Source organism: Kitasatospora sp. NPDC001095, assembly GCF_053598615.1.
In genome coordinates this window covers 157,356-178,126 of record NZ_JBSFKQ010000004.1, presented here as the reverse complement: position 1 = coordinate 178,126, position 20,771 = coordinate 157,356, and the positions used below count along the sequence as shown (strand labels likewise).

At 70.6% G+C, this 20,771-nt stretch carries 17 protein-coding genes and 2 pseudogenes; 9 read left to right on the top strand and 10 right to left on the bottom strand.

All coding sequences use genetic code 11. The features are described 5' to 3' along the window. Nucleotides 1-176: 176 nt before the first annotated feature. Nucleotides 177-2,609 carry a SulP family inorganic anion transporter gene (locus ACWDBB_RS06190; RefSeq protein WP_449788443.1) on the bottom strand — a complete coding sequence of 811 codons (2,433 nt, stop codon included), beginning with the start codon at nt 2,607-2,609 and terminating at the stop codon, nt 177-179. 457 nt (nt 2,610-3,066) lie between these two features. Next, entirely contained in the window at nt 3,067-4,074 is a 1,008-nt protein-coding gene (locus ACWDBB_RS06185) for an ATP-binding protein (RefSeq protein ID WP_449788442.1), read from the bottom strand. A 214-nt stretch (nt 4,075-4,288) separates the two neighbouring features. On the opposite strand from ACWDBB_RS06185, the gene ACWDBB_RS06180 reads away from it, so the two are divergent. Further along, entirely contained in the window at nt 4,289-5,179 is an 891-nt protein-coding gene (locus ACWDBB_RS06180; RefSeq protein WP_449788441.1) for an oxidoreductase, read from the top strand. A 425-nt stretch (nt 5,180-5,604) separates the two neighbouring features. On the opposite strand, the gene ACWDBB_RS06175 is transcribed toward ACWDBB_RS06180, so the two are convergent. Further along, nucleotides 5,605-6,519 (bottom strand): HAD family hydrolase, encoded by a 915-nt coding sequence (locus tag ACWDBB_RS06175; protein ID WP_449788440.1) that lies wholly within the window; start codon nt 6,517-6,519, stop codon nt 5,605-5,607. A gap of 722 nt (nt 6,520-7,241) precedes the next feature. Here ACWDBB_RS06175 and ssd point away from each other — a divergent pair. Beyond that, nucleotides 7,242-8,366, top strand: coding sequence for a septum site-determining protein Ssd (gene ssd, locus ACWDBB_RS06170; protein WP_449788439.1), 1,125 nt, complete (start codon nt 7,242-7,244; stop codon nt 8,364-8,366). Beyond that, nucleotides 8,366-9,115: pseudogene (locus tag ACWDBB_RS06165) on the top strand (ATPase, T2SS/T4P/T4SS family); the annotation flags it as partial. The gene ssd and the pseudogene ACWDBB_RS06165, both read left to right, overlap by 1 nt. Before the next feature lie 287 nt (nt 9,116-9,402). Here ACWDBB_RS06165 and ACWDBB_RS06160 read toward each other — a convergent pair. Further along, nucleotides 9,403-9,861: a hypothetical protein gene (locus tag ACWDBB_RS06160; RefSeq protein WP_449788438.1), complete on the bottom strand. Its 459-nt coding sequence runs from the start codon at nt 9,859-9,861 to the stop codon at nt 9,403-9,405. 156 nt (nt 9,862-10,017) lie between these two features. Between ACWDBB_RS06160 and ACWDBB_RS06155 the strand changes: the two genes are divergently transcribed. Further along, nucleotides 10,018-10,248, top strand: coding sequence for a GntR family transcriptional regulator (locus ACWDBB_RS06155; RefSeq protein WP_449788437.1), 231 nt, complete (start codon nt 10,018-10,020; stop codon nt 10,246-10,248). Between the two features lie 50 nt (nt 10,249-10,298). On the opposite strand, the gene ACWDBB_RS06150 is transcribed toward ACWDBB_RS06155, so the two are convergent. The 4 genes from ACWDBB_RS06150 to ACWDBB_RS06135 all read right to left on the bottom strand — a co-directional run bounded on the left by ACWDBB_RS06150 (nt 10,299) and on the right by ACWDBB_RS06135 (nt 12,690). After that, complete coding sequence (locus tag ACWDBB_RS06150) at nt 10,299-10,604, bottom strand: DUF6087 family protein (protein WP_449788436.1); 306 nt, start codon at nt 10,602-10,604, stop codon at nt 10,299-10,301. Between the two features lie 317 nt (nt 10,605-10,921). Then, nucleotides 10,922-11,791, bottom strand: a complete 870-nt coding sequence (locus tag ACWDBB_RS06145; RefSeq protein WP_449788435.1) for a JmjC domain-containing protein — start codon at nt 11,789-11,791, stop codon at nt 10,922-10,924. 85 nt (nt 11,792-11,876) lie between these two features. Beyond that, entirely contained in the window at nt 11,877-12,116 is a 240-nt protein-coding gene (locus ACWDBB_RS06140) for a hypothetical protein (protein WP_449788434.1), read from the bottom strand. A gap of 367 nt (nt 12,117-12,483) precedes the next feature. Further along, nucleotides 12,484-12,690, bottom strand: coding sequence for a hypothetical protein (locus ACWDBB_RS06135; RefSeq protein WP_449788433.1), 207 nt, complete (start codon nt 12,688-12,690; stop codon nt 12,484-12,486). Nucleotides 12,691-12,843: 153 nt separating this feature from the next. On the opposite strand from ACWDBB_RS06135, the gene ACWDBB_RS06130 reads away from it, so the two are divergent. Continuing rightward, a complete protein-coding gene (locus ACWDBB_RS06130) occupies nt 12,844-13,572 on the top strand; it encodes a GntR family transcriptional regulator (RefSeq protein ID WP_449788432.1) in 729 nt (242 codons plus the stop codon). Nucleotides 13,573-14,249: 677 nt separating this feature from the next. Here the strand turns inward: ACWDBB_RS06130 and ACWDBB_RS06125 are convergent. Continuing rightward, complete coding sequence (locus tag ACWDBB_RS06125) at nt 14,250-15,884, bottom strand: HK97 family phage prohead protease (protein ID WP_449788431.1); 1,635 nt, start codon at nt 15,882-15,884, stop codon at nt 14,250-14,252. Between the two features lie 566 nt (nt 15,885-16,450). After that, nucleotides 16,451-18,088 (bottom strand): recombinase family protein, encoded by a 1,638-nt coding sequence (locus ACWDBB_RS06120; RefSeq protein WP_449788430.1) that lies wholly within the window; start codon nt 18,086-18,088, stop codon nt 16,451-16,453. 70 nt (nt 18,089-18,158) lie between these two features. Here ACWDBB_RS06120 and ACWDBB_RS06115 point away from each other — a divergent pair. The 4 genes and pseudogenes from ACWDBB_RS06115 to ACWDBB_RS06100 form a co-directional block, all read left to right on the top strand. Continuing rightward, nucleotides 18,159-18,767: pseudogene (locus ACWDBB_RS06115) on the top strand (ATPase, T2SS/T4P/T4SS family); the annotation flags it as partial. Further along, nucleotides 18,764-18,904 (top strand): hypothetical protein, encoded by a 141-nt coding sequence (locus ACWDBB_RS06110; protein ID WP_449788429.1) that lies wholly within the window; start codon nt 18,764-18,766, stop codon nt 18,902-18,904. The pseudogene ACWDBB_RS06115 and the gene ACWDBB_RS06110, both read left to right, overlap by 4 nt. Nucleotides 18,905-19,122: 218 nt before the next feature. After that, nucleotides 19,123-19,968, top strand: coding sequence for a type II secretion system F family protein (locus ACWDBB_RS06105; RefSeq protein ID WP_449788428.1), 846 nt, complete (start codon nt 19,123-19,125; stop codon nt 19,966-19,968). A 149-nt stretch (nt 19,969-20,117) separates the two neighbouring features. Further along, nucleotides 20,118-20,741 (top strand): type II secretion system F family protein, encoded by a 624-nt coding sequence (locus tag ACWDBB_RS06100; protein WP_449788427.1) that lies wholly within the window; start codon nt 20,118-20,120, stop codon nt 20,739-20,741. Nucleotides 20,742-20,771 lie beyond the last annotated feature (30 nt).

Sequence of the window (20,771 nt, the reverse complement as noted above, 5' to 3'; positions counted from 1 at the left end):
GCGCACAGCTCACCAGGCGAACGGGGCAGTTGACAAGAGGCTCCTGGGAATTGGTGTAGACCTTTGATCGGCGGTCGACCGACCTCCGGTGCGGTCCGCCGGGGAGGACCGGACGACCGCGCGGGGGCGGGTGGGCCCGTGCCCCGGCCCGCCCGGCGGGGACACGGGCCCGGCTCTCAGGCAGCCAGCCGGGGGTCCGCCTCACCACCCTCGACCGGAACCCGATCGTCCTCATTCACCCGTTCGGCCGATGCCGCGTTCGGTCGGACGCCGGGGTCGGTTCCGATCGGAGCCTCGGCGGGGCGTTCGATCGCGTTCGGATGCTTCCCGGGGTGGGCCTCGACCGGGCTGAACGTCCCGGCGGCCCGGTCCAGGACGTAGGCCTGGGCCGTCGCGAAGTCGAAGTACATCCCGACCAGCCGCAGGGTGCCCTCCTCGACCCGGCGCTCGACCGCCGGGTTCGCCATCAACTGGTCCAACTGCTGGACCACGTTGGTGATGCAGAGCTGCTCCACGACGTCCACCACGGGCCGGGAGGCGAACTCCGCCGGGACGCGTCGGAGCCGGTCCAGCGAGCCGCGGCCGTTGCGCAGCCAGCGGGCCAGCGGGGTGGGCGGCCCGGGGCGCTCGTGCACGCCGTCCAACAGGGCCTGCATCGCACCGCAGCCGGAGTGGCCGCAGACCGTGATCGACCGCACCTCCAGCACCTCGACCGCGTACTGCACCGCGGCGGCCACCGAGTCGTCCGCCGCGCCGGGTTCGTGCGGGGCCGGCACCAGGTTGCCCACGTTGCGCACGGTGAACAGGTCGCCCGGACCGCTGTTGGTGATCATGCTGGTGACCATCCGGGAGTCCGCGCAGGTCAGGAAGAGCTGGGAGGGCGTCTGCCCCTCGCGCGCCAGCCGGGCGAGTTCCGGCCGGATCAGCGGGGCGGTGTGCAGCTGGAACACCCGGACGCCGTCCAGCAGCCGGCCGTGCGGGTCCTCCTGTTGCTCGATGCAGTGGTGGCCGACCCAGGGCGTCCAGGCCCGGCAGCGGTGCGGGCCCGGTGAACTGCCCGCGCGCACGGTGCCGTCCGGGTCGAGCACCTCGTCGTCCTGGCGGCGCGTCACCAGTGAGACCCGGCCGCCCGTGTCCTGGTGCCCGGCCCGCCAGGTGTGCAGCGTCTCGTACGCGGCGTGGTCCAGGAAGGAGCCGTCGTGGACCACGGTGACCTCGGCTCCGGCCGGGATGCCGGCCAGCGCCCGGCCGAGCCTGGGCACGGTGGTGAAGGTGAGCGGGCCGTGGGTGTGGACGGTGACCGTGCCGCCGGGGCCGGTCTCCACGTCCACGTGGGCGCGGGTCAGCCGGTAGAGGGCGAGCAGCATGGCGGTGCCGGCGCCGATCGCGACGCCCCACAGCACGCCGGCGGCCACCACGCCGAGCACGGTGATCAGGTAGACGGGGAACTCGCGGTGCCGGTGCACCTTTCGGATGTGCGCGAAATCCACCATCTGCAGCCCGACCGCCAGCACCAACGCGGCGAGCGCGGCCAGCGGGATCCGGCGCAGCCCGCCGGTCAGCGCCAGCGCGGCGGCCAGCACCCAGACGCCGTGCAGTACCGAGGACCACCTGGTCTGGCCGCCGGCCCGTACGTTGGCGGTGCCGCGCACCGCGCCGCCGGCGACCGGCAGCCCGCCGACCAGGCCGCTCGCCAGGTTCGCGAGGCCCTGGCCGCGCAGTTCGCGGTCGAGGTCGCCGGTGCGGCGGGCCATCCGGTCGATCGCGACGGCGGACAGCAGCGACTCCACGCTGGCGACCGCGGTGACGGTGAGGACGGCGGCGAGCAGCCCCAGCACCGGGCCGTGCGGCAGCGCGGGCAGGAACGCCTGCGGCCGCCAGGCGGGCAGTTCGATCCGGGCGAGCCGCAGGTCCAGGGTGAACACGAGCGCGGTGGCCAGCGCGACCCCGGCCAGCGGACCGGGCACCTTGGCCAGCCGGGCACCGAACTCGCCCGCGCGGCCCGGCAGTCGGCCGAGCCGGGGCCAGCCGAGCAGGACGGCCACCGTCACCGCGCCGGCCAGCAGCGCCGGCGGGTGCGGGCCGGCCAACTGCCCGGGAAGGGCCAGGAGGTTGGCGATCGTGGAGCTCTGCGGCGAGCCGCCGAGGACGACGTGCAGCTGCGCGACGGCGATGGTGATCCCGACGCCGGCCAGCATGCCGTGCACGATCGCGGGCGAGACGGCGAGCGCCGTCCGGGCCACCCGGCGTGCGCCGAGCAGGAGTTGGAGCAGGCCGGCAGCGACGGTGACGGCGCAGGTGGCCCGCCAGCCGTACTGGGCGATCAGCCCGGCGGTGATCACTGTCAGCGCCGCGGAGGGACCGCTGACCTGGAGCGGTGTGCCGCCGAACAGCCCGGCGACGATCCCGCCCACGGCCGCGGCGGCCAGTCCGGCGGTGAGCGGGGCGCCGGTGGCGAGCGCGATGCCGAGGGAGAACGGCACGGCGATCAGGAAGACCACGAGGGAGGCGGAGAGGTCCTGGGCCCAGCGGATCCGGGGGCCGGGGCCCGGCGGTGCGTGGTCGGTGGTGTCGGAGGCGATGGGGGCACTGGAGATGTCGAGGGTCATTGTCTTCCCGTCTGTCCGGGGGAGCGAACGCAGTCAGGTCCGGCGGTGAGTCCGGGGGTGGGGCTCCGGGGCGGATCGGCTGTCGTGGGCGCGACGGTGTGGCGGGATGGCGTGGGCGCGGCGGGGGAGTGCGGGCGCCACCGGCCGGCGTTGACCATCAGGCCCGCCAGGACTCCGGGCGAGGTGCGGGACGTCTCACCGGGGCCGCCGGACGAACCATCAAGACTCGGTAAACCGAGGGTAATGAAAGCTTTGCACAGCGTGGTTCCGGGAGGGAAGCGGAAAACCCCCTGGTTCACTCCAATGGGTGGTGGCCGAACGGTCGGGAATCTGCTGGTGGCGGTGGGTCGGTCGGCCTCGGGAGCGGGCGGCGCGTGGACGCGCCCGGGCACGAGGAACGGGCCGCGGCCTCCCCGGGGTGGGGAGGCCGCGGCCCGTTCGACTGCGGCGGTGCCGGTCAGACGTGGGCGCCCGCCGGGGCCGTGTGCTCGCCGTCGTCCGCGAGCCCGCCCAGGACGAAGTCCTCGTCCACCTGGGTCGCGAGGTCGATGCCGACCTTGGAGTTGGCCCAACTCTCCGCGTTGCGGCGGTGGAAGAGCACCGCCTGCTCGGTGTAGCGGCGGGCGTCCCGCCGTCCGTACGCCGCGTCGGCCTCGATCCGCAGCTCCTCCAGCACCGTCCGGTTGGCCGGCTCCAGGGACTTCAGCGGCGGTTCGGCACCCTGCTCCAGGCGGCGCACCCAGTCCGACTGCCCGAAGGTGGTGAGCAGGTCGTCGCCGACCTCGCGGCGCAGGAAGGCCAGGTCGTCCGGGCTCTGCACCTTGTTGCCGACGACCTTCAGTCGCACGCCGAAGTCGCGGGCGTAGTCCCTGTACTGGCGGTAGACGGAGACGCCCTTGCGGGTCGGCTCGGCCACCAGGAAGGTCAGGTCGAAGCGGGTGAACAGGCCGGAGGCGAAGGAGTCCGAGCCCGCCGTCATGTCGGTCACCAGGTACTCGCCCGGGCCGTCCAGCAGGTGGTTGAGCAGCAGCTCCACCGCGCCGACCTTGGAGTGGTAGCAGGCCACCCCGAGGTCCTCCACGGTGAACGCGCCGGTGGCCAGCAGTCGGACCGAGCCCTCGTCCAGCGCGATCGGGCGGGCGCAGGAGGCGTAGACCGGATTCTCCTCGACGATCCGCAGCAGTCGCGAACCGCGGCCGGGCGGCGTGGTTTTGATCATCTCGTCGGAGGAGCGGATCAGCGGGTTGCTGCCGCGCAGGTACTCCTTGATCTCCGGCAGGCGGCTGCCCAGCGAGGGCAGTTCTGCGGCCTGGTCGTCCGTCAGGCCGAGGGCCGGGCCCAGGTGCTGGTTGATGTCGGCGTCCACGGCGATGACCGGTCGGCCCATGGCCGCCAGGTGGCGGATGAACAGTGCGGACAGCGTGGTCTTCCCGCTGCCGCCCTTGCCGACGAAGGCGATTTTCATCTGGGGACTCCGGCTCTCACTCAGGGCCCTCGGGGTGGGCCGCCTGCCCAGGGCGCGCGACGCGTTCCCCAGTTGGAAATCGTTATCGTCTCCGATAGTGGTCATGCTAGCCGGGGTTTGGGTTTCGCCGGGGGCGGGAAGTGAGGATTGCCTCTAACGGGTGATGCGGGGTTGCTGTTCCGGGAGGGGCGGCCCGTTCATTACTCTCGGGTAGGTGAGCACTGGAACTGATCCCCTCGCCCCGCTGGCCCAGCTCCCCGGGGTGCCCGACGCGGTGGCCGAGGTGCGCAAGGCCGTCGACCGGCTCTACGGCCACCGGGTGATGCGCCGCCGCGCGGCCGAGGTCACCTCCGAGTCCGCGCTGCGCGGAGCCCGCGCGTCGGCGGCCCTGGCCGGGGCCGACTGGCCGCTGGAGGAGGTCCGCCGCCGCAGCGACTTCGGCGCGGACCCCGAAGCCCGGACGGTCGGCGCGGCCCTGCGGATCGCCGCCGAGGCCGGCCAGCTGCTCAGCATCTGGCGGCACTCGCCGCTCCAGGTGCTGGCCCGGCTGCACCTGCTCGCGGTCGGTGACGGCGATCCGGCCGCCGGTCGTCCGCGGCGGGCCGGGGAGGGCGCAGAGGAGCTGTTCCCGCTGGCACTGGAGCCGGTGGAGAGCGTCGAGGTCGACGCCGCGGACGGGCCGTTGCCCGCGCTGCCGCCGGCGCCCGGTGCGGAGGAGGTCGCGGCCCGGCTCGACCAGCTCTCCCGACTGCTGGTGGCGCGCGCGGAGGGCCAGGGCGTGGGCACGCCGGCCCTCGTCGTGGCCTCGGTGGTGCACGGCGAACTGCTCGCGCTGCGGCCGTTCGGCACCCACAACGGGGTGATCGCGCGGGCCGCCCAGCGGATCGTGCTGATCGCCGAGGGGCTCGACCCGAAGTCGATCTGCCCGGCCGAGGTCGGCCTGGCGGAGCTCGGCACCGCCGCCTACCGCCGGGCCCTGGCCGGCTACCTGGCGGGCACCCCGGACGGGATGGCGGCCTGGATCGCCCACTGTGGCCGGGCGCTGCGGCTCGGCGTGCGGGAGAGCACGGCGGTCTGCGAGGCGATGCAGCGCGGGATGGTCTGAGCGGCCGGACGTGGAGCGGCGCGCACGCCCCGCGAGGGGCGTGCGGACGTCGGGAAGCGCGTGGGAACCCTGGAGGCGTGCGGGAACGAAGATGCGGCGGCACCTGATCCTGCCGGGTGCCGCCGCTGGTGCAGATACCGGGTGACCATGCATGCACCGGAAGTGCCGATCAGACGGGGATCCTGCCCGTTCGTCTGGTCCGGCGGCCCGACAGCGGGTCGGCTGCATGTGGGTGCCCGGATATCTGTACGTGCGGTCCGTGGGGCCTGAACTGCGTTGTCGGTTTGACCTCTTAGGTCCTGACCGGGTCTCGCGGGCCGTGCTTCATTTGTATCGCGTTTCGGGCGAAAGGGGAACCCGAAACGAGAAGTCTGTCCCGATTGCCCGTTTTGGCCAAGGATTCCGGGGGTGTGGGCCCCGGCGCCTCAGGCGAGCGGGCGCCGCCGGCGGGCCAGGTACCAGATCACCCCGGCGGTCACCGCGGCCGTCCCGACCGCCACGGCGGTCAGCACCGAGCCGCTCGGAGCGGAGAACTCGGGTAGCCGCCGCCGCAGTTCCACCGGCTTGTCGAAGACCAGCACCGGCCACTCCCGGGCCTGCGCCTCCTTCCGCAGCGCGCGGTCGGGGTTGACCGCCGACGGGTGGCCGACCGCCTCCAGCAGCGGCAGGTCGGTGGAGGAGTCGCTGTACGCGTACGAGGCGGCCAGGTCGTAGCCCTCGGTCGCGGCCAACTCCCGGATGGCCGCGGCCTTGTTCTCGGCGTAGGCGTAGTACTCGATCTCGCCGGTGTAGCAGCCGTCCTCGACCTTCAACCGGGTGGCGATCACGTGGTCCGCGCCGAGCAGCCGGCCGATCGGCTCGACCACCTCGGAGCCGGAGCTGCTGACGATCACCACGTCCCGGCCGGCCGCGTGGTGCTGCTCGATCAGCGAGGCCGCCTCGTCGTAGATGATCGGGTCGATCAGGTTGTGCAGGGTCTCGGCGACGATCTCGCGGACCTGCTGGACGTTCCAGCCCCGGGTGAGCGCGGAGAGGTACTCGCGCATCTTCTCCATCTGGTCGTGGTCGGCGCCGCCGACCAGGAAGACGAACTGGGCGTACGCGCTGCGCAGTACGGCCCGACGGTTGATCAGACCGCCCTGGTAGAAGGGGCGGCTGAAGGCCAGCGCGCTCGACTTGGCGATGATGGTCTTGTCGAGGTCGAAGAAGGCCGCCGTGCGCGGCCCTCCGGGCCTCGGGCGAACGGGCGGGCGGAGCTCTTGCGGGCGGAGCTCTTCGGCGCCGGTGGTGTCGCCCTGGGACTCGTCGGCGTGGTCGTCGGCGTTCTCGGTGGTGTCCACGGGAACCGAGGATAGAGGGAGCCGCAAAACACCCCGCCATTCGGCGTACTCGCGGGCGTGCGGGTTTGTGTTTCTGGCCGCTCGGGTACACCATGGAAGTCACGGATCGTTCGCGACCGTGCTAACCCGGTCCGGCTCCTCCCCCCCGAGCCGGGCTGTGGATAGACGACCCCCGCTCTCCCCCCCGGCGGGGGTCGTCGCACGTCCGGGGCCATTTTCAGGGCCTGAACGCCTCTCGCGGCGGAGCCGCCGTCCTGGCCTCGGCGGCCTACAGGGGGTGTCGACACCTCGGCCCGCCGATCGACTTCCGTCACTCTGCGTTGCCATTCGCTCATGTTCGTCGGAGATCGAACGGCTGGTTCCGATCGGTGCCGCGAGCCCGCCCGGAGGCGGTGTCCGGAAGGCGGCGGGCGGGGGTCGGAGAGATCGGTCGAACGGGGTGCGACGGACCGCCGGTTCATCTCGGTGACCCCTTTTCGTCAATTCTTCGCCGATTAGCCCCCCGCCCGGGTGAACGATTTCATCCACAGCCCACGGGTTATCCACAGGCAATCGAATGCCGGATGACGGAATCCGGATCTCCCCCCACCGTGATGACCGGCGGCGGTCGCCGGGCAGGGCCTCACCCCTTCCTCCCTCAGAGGCCTGTCGGGCGGCCGCCCGCCGGAATCGTCCGACGTGCGTCGCCGGCCTGGTGGCAGGCGGCGCGGAGGGGAGCATCCATGTCGACGCCGATCGCCGACCACATCACCGCCGAGGGCCCCGCGGTCGCCGGGCCGCTCATCGTCACCGAGGACGAGGGCCTGGCCGAGCACCTGCTGCGGGTCTGCGCGGCGGCGGGCACCGAGCCGAGGCTGGTCCGGGGCGCCCCGCCGACGCGGGCCCTCTGGGAAGGGGCCTCGCTGGTCCTGGTCGGGGACGACCAGGCCGTCCGCTGCTCCGCGCTGGGGCGGCGCGGCGGGGTGCTGCTGCTCGGGCTGGACCTGGACGACCCCGGGGTGTGGGTCAGAGCCGTCCAACTCGGGGCCGAACACGTGCTGTTCCTGCCCGACGCGGAGGCCTGGCTGCTCGACCGGATCGCCGACGCGGCCGAAGGCGTCGGCTGCCCGGCGGTCACCGTCGCGGTGCTCGGCGGCTCGGGCGGGGCCGGGGCCTCGACCCTGGCCTGCGCGCTGGCGGTCACGGCCGCGCGGGCGGGACGGCGGACGATGCTGCTGGACGGCGATCCGCTGGGCGGGGGCCTCGACATCCTGCTCGGCGGCGAGCGGGTCAGCGGGCTGCGCTGGCCCGATCTGGCGGGCTCCCGCGGGCGGGTCAGCGGGGCCGAGCTGGCCCGGGCGCTGCCGGTGCTCAAGCGGCTCTCCGCGCTGTCCTGTCTCTCCTGGGACCGCGGCGACACCCTGACGGTGCCGCCGGAGGCCATGCGCAGCGTGCTGGCCGCCTCCAGGCGGCGCGGCGGGCTGGTGGTGGTCGACGTGCCCCGACACCTCGACGCGGCCGCGGGGCAGGCGCTGGAGCAGTCCGACCTGGCGCTCCTGGTGGTGTCGGCCGAGTTGCGCGCGGTGGCCGCTGCCGACCGCGTCGCCGCGGCGGCCCGGATGCGGCTCGGGGACGTGCGGGCCGTGGTGCGGCCGGTGCGGGCCGGCGGGCTGCCGGCCCGGCAGATCGTCCGAGGGCTGCGGTTGCCGCTGGCGGGGGAGGTGGAGCCGGAGCCGGGCCTGGCCCAGGACGTCGTGAAGGGCGTCCCGCCCGGAATCCGGGAGAGCGGCCCGCTCGCGCGCTTCTGCGCGAGCTTCCTGAACGAGGTGCTGCCGCCGGTGCCGGCGGTCGGGGGAGGTGTGTACTGATGGGCCGTCTGCGTGGAACGGTCCTCCGGGGTGGCACGCCCGGCCAGGACGGCGGTGCGCGGGAGCACCGGCCGCTGCGGAGCGTGCCGGTGCCCGGCGTGCCGCCGGAGCCCGGGCACGGGCCCTGCCCGTATGGCCGGACGGCCCGCGAGCAGCGGACGGCGGCCCTGGTGGACGCGGTCCGGCTGCGACTGGCCGAGTCGGGGGCCGCCCCGACGGTGGGCTCGGTCGCGGCAGCGCTGCGGGCCACCCGCCCGCCGCTCGGCGGGGACGAGGTCCTGGACACCGTGCGCTCGCTGCGCGCCGAACTGGTGGGTGCGGGCCCGCTGGAGCGGCTGTTGGCGGCACCCGACGTCACGGACGTCCTGGTGAACGGTCCGGAGGAGGTGTGGGTCGACCGTGGCGGCGGCCTGCAGCGAGCCACCGGTGTCCGCTTCGCCGACGCCGAGGCGGTGCGGCGGCTGGCCCACCGGCTGGCCACCGCGGCCGGCCGGCGGTTGGACGACGCCCGCCCCTGGGTGGACGCCCGGTTGCCGGACGGCACCAGGCTGCACGCGGTGCTGCCGCCGATCGCGGCCGGCTGCACGCACATCTCGCTGCGGGTCTGCCGCTCCCGGCCGTTCACGCTCGACGAGTTGGTGGCGGGCGGGTCGCTTCCACCGGAGGGTGCGGAACTGCTCGCGGGCATCGTGCGGGCCCGGCTGTCACTGCTGGTGTCCGGTGGGACTGGCTCGGGGAAGACCACGTTGCCTATGTACCGCCTCTAGAAGCTCCCGAGAGAGCCCCGCCCAGGCGAACCCGAACGGGGCTGTGACGTGCTACTTTCCGCCTACTGCCCAGCAGTCACGCGAGAAGTACCGGCGTCCGTAGGCGTCGACCCACGGACGGGTGTCGTTGGACGCGCGGGGGCGGTGTATCACCCGCACCATCGGGCGACCGCCCGTGAAGACCCGCCACCCGTTCCGTTCGCTTGCCAGCAGCCCCCGCGTGTTGCCCCGGCGAGTACCGTCCGGCAAGTCCTTCATGAACACCTTGCTCACTGGGCCACTGCCCCGGCGAGAGTGTGAGGGACACCGGTCGTGATGCTGTCGAGCCAGTGCATGGGGTCGGGCAAGTCGAGTGCAGCAGCGAACAGCGCGGCGCGGCGCCTCCGCTGGTCGTTCGCGTCCCGTGCAAGTTCGGCCACCACGATGGCTTCCCAGCGTCGTGCCATGTCGTCCGCGTGACGTCGCTGAATGACTTCCTGCTGTGCGGGGGTCATGCGCTCCCATGCGATCAGGTGCGGTCGGACGAGAGGGCCGGGGCAGTACTGCACGGTTTCGCGCAGATCGAGCAGTGAGACAGGACGGGTGGGAGCGCAGATGACGCGCTTCGGCACCGCGAGCCGGAACACCTCGGGACCGCAGATCACCAGGGTCCGGCGGCGGTGCTCTCCGCGTGCCGGCAGCAGCAAGCGCAGCACCCAGAGTGCGGCCAGGACGATAAGCTGAGTCATGTCTTAGCTCCGAGAAAGCTAGGGCCATCCCCGGGACCGTTGGCGCGGTCGCCGGGTTTTCTGTTGTGCAGACCTTACTAGGGGTCCCTACCCCTGTCTATCGCCCCCTATAGCACCCGACTCCCGTCAGCGCCCGCCGACGGTTACCTTCGTGGCATGGAGTTCGACCCGACCCGCCCCAAGTGGCGACAGATCCGCGACGAGATCGCTCGCAAGATCGAAAGCGGCGAGTATGCGCCCGGCCACCTGATTTCGGCGGTGCAACTCGAACGGGATTTCGGAGTAGCGCGTGCGACTGTTCAAAAGGTCACGGCGGCGCTCCGCGAGGATGGACTGATCCGGACTGAGACCGGGATGGGGAGCTTCGTGACAGACCGCACAAAGTAGCCCCGACCAGGCGAACCCGGACGGGGCCGGGAAGAACGCGGGTAGCGCCGTCAGTTCCTACGGTGCCGACCGCTTCCCTTCCGCAGTAGCGCAACGGGGGTGTCATCCTGCGGCGGAACGGAGTCGGCACCCCGCCGAACGATGACCGAGTACGCCTCTGAGTAGTTGGCGGCTACGCCTACCGGTTGCCACTCCGAGCCGTCCCACTCGACCACCAGACGGGGCGTGTCCTGAAAGAGAAGACCGTGCTGGGCCCCGGGGTCCAGGGCCATGGCGTCCCGGGTGCCCGGCGGTCGGTGCCGGTTGCTCCGCGCGGCGTACCAGTCGGACATGGTCTCGTCGTCGGGTTCGAGCACGGTCCTTACCTCTCCCTCGCCGTCCTTTAGAGGCTAGTGGCCAACGCCGTTCGGCGGTAAGGGCCAACCGAGTAAGGCGAACGGGGCCCGCGTCTCCAGAGCCTTGGTGTACTCGTCCCCGTCGAACTCGACGTAGTCCGTGATCGGATCTTGCGCCGCGCACAGCATCGCCAGAGCACAGCCGAGGCAGAAGTCACAGTCCGTGTCGAGGTCCCGAAGATTGGCGTAGTTCTGGCACCCGCCCCACTGGCACATCCGCCGGTGCCTGCCGCTGGTAGCCCGATCCACTCCCATCCCGACAGTCTTCCCCAACGCCCCTACTGCGGCGTCCCGTGGTAGATGGACATCCGTTGCGCGGATCGGAGCTTCATCACGAGTTCCTCCGCCGGCTGCTTGGTCGCCCACTGCACCAGCGTGGAACGAAGGCGTTCCGCGAGAGCTTCGAAGTCGCTGCCCGCAAGGTCCGGAGGCAAGGCGCCGCGCAGCTCCACCGACTCCCCACCAGCATCCAACAGCTTTTGCAGCGCCCAGTGTTCGGTGAGAAGTTGCACGCCGAACGTAATGTGGAGACTGGGTTGGTCAGGGCCGGTCCGACCCGCATGAACCCAACCGCGTGGGATGAACAGCACTTGCCCTGCCGTCAGGTTGAACTCGAAATCCGGGTCCGTCGTATCGAAGCGTTCCTTGTCCTCCGGAGCGAACCCGATCCTCGACCAGTTGTGGTGTCGGTGCTCCAGCGGGTCCACGAACGTGGGCCGAAAGAGCTGCCACCGCTTCGCGCCTTCGGTCTGGGCGATAAGAACGTGGTGGCAGTCCCAGTGCCAGCCGAATCCTTGAGCCTCACCAGCGGGGGTGAGGTAGAGATTTCCGGTGATCGGGTGGCCGAGCTGGGCGGACAGTTCCTTGCAGAACGCCACGATCGGCGGGTAGCTCTGATGCAGCCCGTTGAAGACGAGCGTGTCCGTGGGGTGGTCGGCGGATGCGCGTTCGGCAGTCAGGCCGCCGCTCCGGACCATCCCGAAACTGTAGGGGCGGACGTCCGGGTCAGCCAGGATCTCCCGCGCCGCTTGGCGAGTGGCGAGGAGTTGAAGGTCTGCAACGTCTCGGTTGAAGACCGTGGGAACCGACGGCCACGCCTTGCGGAAAACGGCCGGGTCTGTGACCAGCCTCGAAAGCGCGGTCTGCACGGCGGTGCTCCCTTCTCGTAGGGTAGGAAGGGGCGACCGCCCCACCTGAATTGGGGCGGTCGCCTCTCACTCACTTGCTGATGTGTCAGGCGCCGATCAGGTGGTCGTACTGCCCGGAGACGAAGGCGGCCTTGAGCTTCCGCAGCTCACCGGAGGTGCCGGTGATCACGGCGTTCTCGTTGTCGATGTTGGCGATGACCACCCGGCCGTTACCGGCGTCGGCGACGGCGAAGCACTGGACCTGGTCGTCCAGCTGGCTCTGCATCGCCACCGACCACTCCAGGCCGGGGTGCGACGGCGGGTTGAAGTTCAGGGACTCGCTCATGAACGTTCCTCCTTCGACTCGTGTGCACGGCAGGCGCCGTGCCGGTTTGGCAGTGCGACCGGGGACGTTCATCCCCGGGTTGTGCAACCCGTTCCCCGCCGGGATCTCTTGGCGGAGAAATCGGCCGGAACGGGAGTCGATGGGTGCTACTCGGGGGACGGCGGCAGTCTCAGGCGGCGCCGGTCGAGTTCCGCGCGAAGTCTCAGACGTCGGACGTAGGCGCGTTCGTCACGGATGATCTGGCGGCGCCGTGGGCTGAACATCGTTACGGGCCACATGAATTGGATGTGCAAGCCCCAGAGCATCCGAGCTGTGCCTACCGGGTGAGTCGCCCGGTGGAACCACAGCCGGCACCGGGAACGGGCCTTCACGCCATGACCGGGGCGGGCACGCTGGTGAGCCGCTTCCGGCCGCAGACCTGAATGCGGGACTCGTCCGGGTGCGTCAGCGCGTAGTCCGGCGGCAACAGGTAGCCGAACCGGCGACAGACGCACGACCACGTGCTGACGCCGTCCGTGCCCACGGTGCCGCTGATCGACTTGCCGCACACACACTTTCCCGCCGTGACCTGCATGCATGCTCCCTCGGGCCAAGACCGACCGCCGATCGCATGACGGCCAGTCAGTGAACTAGTCCAGAATGAAGAGTGGCCTAGTTCGGCCGCTACGGTTGCGAGTGAACTAGTCTGCTCAAACGGGGGTCGCCCACCGAGCGGAAGCGAGCGAACATGCCGAGCAAGACGCCGAAAACGTGGTCTGTGATCGCAGACCACTTCCGTCAGCGAATCCTGTCAGGGGAGCTGGAGCCGGGCGCGAAGCTGCCCAGCAACAAGGAGATCGCCGGGCGCTGGAACGTTGCCGTGGCCACGGTCAGCCGGGCACTTCAGCACCTACAGGTGGAGGGCTATCTCCGCACTTCACCGCGTGGAACATTCGTCGCGGATGATCCACGCGTGAGCGCCAGCAGTCGGGACCGTCTTGCCCGGGTGCAGAGGGTTCAGTCCAGCCTCATGGAGGGCGAGACCAGTCGCGTAACGGCTGCCGAACTCGTCATCCCGCCGCTCTACGTCGCGGATCTCTTCGACCTGGAGCACGGCGCCCAGCTGGTGCGCCGCGAGTACATCGCTGGGCGCGGCAAGTCTCGAACCCTCTTCGCGGTGTCTTGGTACCCCGCGCACTTCGCCGCGCTGGTGCCCGACTTGCTCAACACGGCTCCGGGGCGGAACGACGGAATCACGGCGCGCGTCCTCGAAGCCACTGGCCGAACCATCACAGCGGCACGCGACGACATGCACGCGCGCACGGCAGACCAGCGCGAAGCCGCCGCCTTGGCGGTACCGGTTGGCAGCTCGATCCTGGCTCTCGTCCACCGCTGGTCGGACGACGAAGGGCTGATCGAGTACACGGAGGCTTGCCTGCCTCCCCGGTTCACCATCGGCTACGAGTACACGCCGTAGGTTGACCCAGAACGCAGAAAGACCCCAGCGGGAATCCGCTGGGGTCTCTTTGCTGTTTGGGGAACCCTGCCTGCCCTGATCAGGCGGCTAAGACCGCTTACAGGTAGTCTTTCTCGCGGGCTTGACTTGCCAACTAGTCTGAGATTCAAGCAAGTTGACCCACGGGGGCGTGAAAATGGCATCACACCCAGGGTGCGTGTTTCGAGCTGGGACCGGGATCGCTGAGCGGCCAGGCCGCGAACTTCGACTGTGCTCTCCCCCCGCCCGGCAGCCGGAGCACCGGACATCAGGTGCAGATGATCACTGCGTCTGACTTCGGCGTCCGGCGCTGGTGGAGTCTCGCGCCTTCGAGCACGGGCAAGCCGTCGTTCCGGCCTGTGTCCCGCCAACACCCGAGGCACGACGCGTGGACGTTGTGACGCTCACGCCTTCCGCCGTCGCGGATCGGCTTCGTCCAGGCCAGTACGACGGCAGCCACGTGGCCTGTGCCGGTACAGCGCTGGCAGGGCACCGGCACGTTCCTGAGCCCGATCTCGGCCAGACGCGCGGCGATCTCGGTCAGCAGTGGTTCACGGTGCGGCGGTCGGCCGTGCCAGCGCCACAGGGCGGCGAGACAGGCCGCCCCCTTCCTCAGCACCCCCATACCCAGGACACCCCCCTACCTCCAGTGGTCGTGATCACTGCTGTGCCCGTGCCCGTCGCTGGCGGTCGCGGAGCCGCTGGGCGTCGTCGTCCGACAGCTTCGGCGCCGACACCGTGAAGCGCTTGCCTGGGTCGCCCTGGCGGTCGGCCATCTCCTGTGCGTGCCGCGCGGCCTGGGCGGCGAGCATCTGGGGAGAGTTCATGTCCGGCTCCGGCTGGTCAGCGAGTGCCCGAAGGTCCGGGGTCTTGTCCGGGAGCGTGGCGCTCACGATCTGCACCGACCCGGCTTCCTGCACCCAGACGCCGGCCACGCGCGCAAGGGCACGGAACAGCGCGCGGTCCTGGGCGAACGCCTCCGGCGCGGATCGTGAAACCGTGATCGAGATGCCACTGTGGAGCCCGACGAAGATCCGCGAACTGTCCGCCACCACAACGGTGTTGGCGGGAAGACGTCGCGAGACGACCGGGATCAGCCCGTAGATTCCCTCCGTCCACTGAGCGGCAGGGATCTCCGCCCGAAGCGCCTCGGCTGCCACCGGGTCGGCCCACAGGACCGTAGCTTCGGCGTCGGAGCCTTCCAGGCGCTTGATTGCGGCACTGATCTCCGCAACGGACGGAGCCGCGTGCTTGGTAACTCCCTGAAACAGAAGGCCAGTTACCCGACGGCTGTCGTTCGGATCGGCCGGTCCAGCGCCGTTGAACAGCCCGTTGTCGATCCCGCGTGCCATGGCGAGTGCAAGAGACTGGTTGATCCCGGCGACGAGATCCGGACGGGCGTCCTGAAGGACTTCGGACGACGCCTTCTCCACCGCGCCGAACTTGGCCGCCCAGCAGGTGCGGGAGGGCAGGTCCGTGCCCGGCTCCGGGATCAGGGAGTTGGCATCCACGTATCCGCCGTCGGCGGTCTTGACCGCCGGGAGCATCATCGAAGCCTCGTGCATGGTCAGCTTGTTCGAAGCCGGGATGTTCGCCAGGAAGCGAGACTTCGGGCCGATCATGTTGACCCACAGCGCGGCCGGTTCCGTGGCCGTCCACGACGCCCCATTCGGGATGGTGCGCCGGTTCACCGGTAGGAAGCCGTCCGCCGTTCGGATAGGCGCGTCGGTCATGCGGGAGTCACCCTCCATCGGATAGGCAGCGTCCAGGGAACGGGCGCTGGTGGTCGTCGTTGGGTAGGCCGGGTTGGTCACCGGGCCGAGTTCGTAGACGGTCATCGACGTGATCACGCGAACGGGAAGGCCGGTCTCGGGGTCGTCGTCGCTGGCCCGCTTCTGGCCGCCGGGGTTGACCCGGAAAGTGAACGAGCTGCCGATCACGTCGCCCCGCCGGATCAACTCGGCGACGTCTTGACCGGCCTGGGTGTTCGGGACGTCGATCTCGTAGCGAATCCCCGTCGCGTCCGCAGCAAGCCGGAGCGTTCCCGAGCTGCGCCGGCCGAGGACGTGGTCCATGTTGTGGTTGAACGTGGCCAGCACATCGCTTCGGTCCGTCGCCGGATTCCACGCGGCCGGGTCGATCCGCTCCCGGAACCCTCCGAGATCGTGACTCAGCTCGCCGAACCGAACGGCATACCCGCTGATCGTATTGACGCCTCCGGAACTCCGGATCGAGACAACGAACGGCGCCGTCCTCTTCTGGACGCCGGGATCTCGTATCAGCACAGATGGCATGGGAACCCCCTTCCTAAGGCTTCTCTCGCCCCTCTCTAGAGCGCAAGACATTCCCGCCCCTGCGTGAGCGGGTCGTCCCTCGCTTTCTCGGGGGGGACTTGAGCGCAAGAGCTTCCCGGGTGTCCAGGATGACGAACAGGTGATTTGGCGTCGTTTCCGGTTTGCTTAAGAGTTCTCTATGACGTACTGGAAAACTCGTCAAACCGTCACTACACCACCACCGGCGCTGTCCGCCCGTACTGCTGAGACTCAGGCAAGATGCGTGTATGACAGAAGTCAGGTCGGGCGGGGCTATGTGAGGGGCAGCGCGCTCAACCGCCGGCCGCTGGTCGGTCACGATGGTGGTTTGGTGTTTGGGACGTCGATCCTGACTTCCCTAAGAGTTTTCTTTAGTGTGTTGAGAAGAGGCATCAAAACGCCAAAACACCATCCTTGGCAGTCCGGGCCAGCGCTGGAGAGGCAGGCATCCCGCGCGGGCACCGCCCCAGAAGGCCGTAGATGCCCGCCTGAGGGCGTGAAGAAGCCCCGCCCGACCAACGGAGGCCAGGCGGGGCTGTAGGGGGCCGTCAGGCGGCCTGGACGCGGGCCAGAGCGGCTAGTTCCGTTGCCTCCGGGTCGTCGTGCTCACCGATTGCGAAGGACAGTCGTCCGTAATCGAATCCGGGTCCGACGGGCCTCCCCTTGACAACAACCAACCGTGCGCCCGCCTCCACCATCATGTGGCGCTTCTGGTCTTCGCCCGCCTCATGCCACAAGTCGGCATAGGTACGGCCGGTAGGGACCTGGGAAACACCCGGCGGGCGTGAAGGAAGCGCCTTCAGTCGCTTTCGTTCGCTCAGGAGAGATTCCATCATTCGCCCGTACTCGACTTCATCGTCTTCGTCATACAAGCCCGCGCTCCGGTCTCGCCGAAGTCGCGAAATGCTTTCCTTTACTCTTTCGATTTCCGTGGAGTGGTCCTCTCCGGGGTCTTCGACCTGGAGTGTGATTTGCAGATGTCCGATCCGCTTCAGGAATTCTCCTTCTGCCCATTTCTCAAGAATGTCGGCGTCCGCTTCGACGGAGTGGCCCATTCCGCGAATCTTGCATCGATAGACTCGAACATGACTTCCCGCCCATTCTTTGGCAGTGCGCCTATTGCTTCGCCTCTTCTTGCTGCTGCCATACATGGGTGCTCCGCAGATCGATCCGTCGCGATTGATTCCACCACAATAGGCGACCCGGACAAGTCGGGATTCGGCGCTGTGGATGATTGCTTCGGGGCGGGATTTGGTCTCCATGATGGCCTGGAGCTTGTACCAGTCTGAATCGCTGATAAGTGGAGGCCGGTCGATTCGAGGGTGCCCCGTGCTATCGAGGAGGGGGCGGCCTTCCCATGCCTCGAACTCCGAGCCTTTGGCCCGTCGTTCACGCTTCGCGGTGGCATCCGGGTCGTGAAGGGTGTAGCCGCGCAGATGCTCGGAACGGAGCATTGCCGAAATATGCTGATGGTCCCATTTCTTGGGCTTCTGGGGAAGCTTGCCGGTCTTTCGCATTTTCTCGCGATCGGTTGCGGTTGGGACTTTGCGGCTATCGAGGTCGTTGGCTATCGAGTAGATCGACTCTCCAGCAATTACCCGCCGAATAATCTCGCGTACGATGGGGCCCGTTTCGGGGCACTCTACGAGAACCCATCCCTTTCCTTCGGGGTTCTCTGTGACAGTCCAGCCGTATGGAATTCGCCCGCCGTGCCAGCGTCCCTGGCTTCGGAGTTCAGCCCGAGATCCAAGGACTCGTTCCCGGATCGCCTCCGCCTCCATCTGAGCCGCAAAGGCCAGAAGCATCATAATTAGCTCTGAAACGAGTGAGGTTTCCCGCATGTCGAGAACGAGCGGCGCCCCTCCCGGGCCCTCGACAAAAACGAGCAGCTTTCCGTGAAGCTTTGCCCACTCGCCCAGTGCTGCCATATCAGCCATTGACCTGACTGCGCGGTCGAGGCGCCAAAATGCAATTGCGTCATAATCGTTCGGCCGTTCCAGCCACTTGCCCAATTCCGGGCGCTTGAAGGGGCCGACCTTCGAGGCTGAGACGTCCAAATCCAACGCTTCGCCGACGACGTTCGCGCCGTTGGTGTCGCACCATCCCCGGGTCTTCTTGCGCTGCCGGGTTGGGCTGGTGGTGTTATCGGTCAGGTTCGACAGACGGATTGCGCACAGTACTCGCATGGTTGGGCTCCGCTCGATCTGTAGTCACACAGGGGGAGAGCGGGAGGACTTCCAGGGGCGGTACATAGGTGGGGTAGCCAAGACCACGCTCCTGTCAGCCCTGCTCGGCCTGGCCGGGCCGGACGAGCGGATCGTGGTCGCCGAGGACTCCGCCGAGCTGCGACCGGCCCATCCGCACGTGGTCCGGCTCCAGGGCCGGCCGCCCAACCAGGAGGGGCTGGGCGAGTTCACCCTGCGCGACCTCGTCCGCCAGGCGCTGCGGATGCGCCCGGACCGGCTGGTGATCGGCGAGGTCCGCGGGCCCGAGGTGTCGGACCTGCTGGCCGCGCTGAACACCGGGCACGAGGGCGGCTGCGGCACGGTCCACGCCAACACGGCGGCGGACGTGCCGGTCCGGCTGGAGGCCCTGGGCGCGCTCGCCGGTCTCGACCGCGCGGCGCTGCACAGCCAACTGCGGGCCGCACTCGACGTGGTGGTGCACCTGGTCCGCGATCCGGGTTCGGGGCGGCGCCGGGTGGCGGAGGTCCACACGTTGGCCGGGGCGGGAGACGGCTCGGCCGTGACCACACCCGCCGTGGCCTTCCCCGCGGCCGGCGGCATGCGTCCCGGTGCGGGTTGGGCGCGGCTGGTCGGACTGCTGGCGGCGCGCGGGGTGTCGCTCGGGCCGGGGCGGTCGTGATCGCGGCGGCGAGGGCGGTCGGCGCGGACGTGCGGGTGGTGGAACTCGCCTTCGCCCTGCTGCTGGGCGGGTGCGCCGTGGGCGCCCTGGTGCTGCTTGGTGGCCAGGGCCGGAAGGACTGGAGGCAACGGAGGTGACCGACATGGCGCAAAGTCAGATCGCACTGGGCTGGACGGTGGTGCTGTGCCTGGTGGCCGCCGCCGCATGGCGGGCGGTGCAGGAGCAGTTGCCGGGTGGGCGACGTTCCAGGCTGGTGTTGGCGGGCAGTGGGCCTCCGGTGCGGTGGCCGGGCGCGGAGGTCGTGGAGCGGAGCCGAGGGCGGAGGCGGATTGTTCGGGGTCGGAGCCGGGGCCGGTTGCCGGAGTTCCTGGCGCCCGAACTCCTGGTCCTGCCGCTGGGTTTGGCTGCCGGGCAGGCCACCGCCTCGGCGGTGCCGGCGCTCGCGGCAGTCCTGGCCGTTCCGCCGCTGCGCAGCTGGCGGCTGCGGCGACGCCTGGCGGCGGAGGCCGGACACCGGGCCGCGGCCGTGGTGGACCTCTGCGCGGGTCTGGCAGGGGAGTTGCGGGGCGGGGCGACGCCGGAACAGGCGCTGCACCTGGTCACCGCGCGGCTCGCCGCCGCCCCGGAGGCGCTGCGCAGGCTCGGTGAGGAGCCGGTGGCCCGATTGGCGGCGGGCCGGTACGGCGGAGACGTGCCCGCCGCGCTGCACCTGCTGGCCGAACTGCCGGGCGGTCGTGGGGCCGCGGCCATCGCGGCCTGCTGGCGGGTGGCCGCGGACAGCGGGTCGGGGCTGGCCGCCGCCCTGGACCGGGTCGCGGAGGCGCTGCGCGGCGAGCGGGCACTCGCGGAGGAGATCGCCGGGGAACTGGCCGGGCCGCGCGCGACGATCGCCGTCCTGGCCGCCTTGCCCGGTGTCGGACTGTTCCTCGGTGCCGCGCTCGGGGCGCGTCCGCTGGAGGTCCTGTTGCACACCCCGTCCGGGCTGGGTTGCCTCGTGGCGGGGGCGGTCCTGGAGGGGCTGGGTGTGCTCTGGACGGCGCGCATCGTCCGGGCTGCGGCCCGAGGGGCGCTGGAGGAGCCCCCGGGGCGGGGCGGGCGGCGTCGACTCGCCGACCGCGTCGCACCGGCTCCGCGGGCGGACGAGCGGCACTGCGGGCTGTCCCGGGTGCGCGCACGAGTGCTCGGGGCGGGGGCGGGGTGATCCGGGGCATCGAGTGGGCGGCGGCCATCCTCCCAGCAGGCGCGGCTGTCCTGGGGTGGGCGTGGGTGCGCGGCCGGGTGAGGCGCCGAGGGGTGTTCGCCCGGGCCCGCGAGCGGCAGGAGGCTCGGAATCGAACCGGGCTGACGGCCTTGGGGGTTGGGCGTCGGCGGCAGGCGGTGGCGGCGGTCGTCGTCGGGCTCGCGGCGACGGCACTGCTCGGTGGCGGCACCGGGCCGGCCGTCGGGCTGCTGCTGGCGGTGGGCGTCCACCGGTGGTCGGCCCGGGCGCCGTCGACGGGCGATCGCAAGGCGGTCCGCGAGGAGGAGCTTCTGACGAGGCAACTCCCCCTGGGTGCCGAGCTGTTGGCCGCCTGCCTCGGCTCGGCGGCGCTGCCCTCGGAAGCCGTGTCGGCGGTGGGCCGGAGCGTGGGGGCGCCACTGGGGCCCCGGCTGGTGGCGATCGGGGCCGAACTGGCCCTGGGCGCCCCGCCGGAGCTGTGCTGGCACCGACTGGGAGAGCAGCACCCGTCGCTGGCACCGCTGGCCCGTTGCCTGGAGCGCAGCAGCCTCGGCGGTGTCCCCGCCGCCGGCCCCCTGATCGGGCTGGCCCAGGGGCAGCGCGCGGCGGCCGCCCGGGCGGCCCACGCTCGGGTCCGCCGGGCCGCGGTGCTCGCCACCGCGCCGCTGGGGCTCTGCTTCCTCCCGGCCTTCGTCCTGATCGGCGTGGTGCCGGTGGTCGTCGGCCTCACCAGCCGCTTCGCCCAGGCGATGTGAACAAGGGCGGGCGCGGGACAGCAGCAGACG

Coding starts and splice junctions, on each gene's coding strand:
- ACWDBB_RS06120 (WP_449788430.1), bottom strand. CDS start 18,088: ATGCGAGTACTGTGCGCAATCCGTCTGTCGAACCTGACCGATAACACC.
- ACWDBB_RS06125 (WP_449788431.1), bottom strand. CDS start 15,884: ATGCCATCTGTGCTGATACGAGATCCCGGCGTCCAGAAGAGGACGGCG.
- ACWDBB_RS06140 (WP_449788434.1), bottom strand. CDS start 12,116: ATGAGCGAGTCCCTGAACTTCAACCCGCCGTCGCACCCCGGCCTGGAG.
- ACWDBB_RS06190 (WP_449788443.1), bottom strand. CDS start 2,609: ATGACCCTCGACATCTCCAGTGCCCCCATCGCCTCCGACACCACCGAC.
- ACWDBB_RS06155 (WP_449788437.1), top strand. CDS start 10,018: ATGGAGTTCGACCCGACCCGCCCCAAGTGGCGACAGATCCGCGACGAG.
- ssd (WP_449788439.1), top strand. CDS start 7,242: ATGTCGACGCCGATCGCCGACCACATCACCGCCGAGGGCCCCGCGGTC.
- ACWDBB_RS06135 (WP_449788433.1), bottom strand. CDS start 12,690: ATGCAGGTCACGGCGGGAAAGTGTGTGTGCGGCAAGTCGATCAGCGGC.
- ACWDBB_RS06160 (WP_449788438.1), bottom strand. CDS start 9,861: ATGACTCAGCTTATCGTCCTGGCCGCACTCTGGGTGCTGCGCTTGCTG.
- ACWDBB_RS06130 (WP_449788432.1), top strand. CDS start 12,844: ATGCCGAGCAAGACGCCGAAAACGTGGTCTGTGATCGCAGACCACTTC.
- ACWDBB_RS06185 (WP_449788442.1), bottom strand. CDS start 4,074: ATGAAAATCGCCTTCGTCGGCAAGGGCGGCAGCGGGAAGACCACGCTG.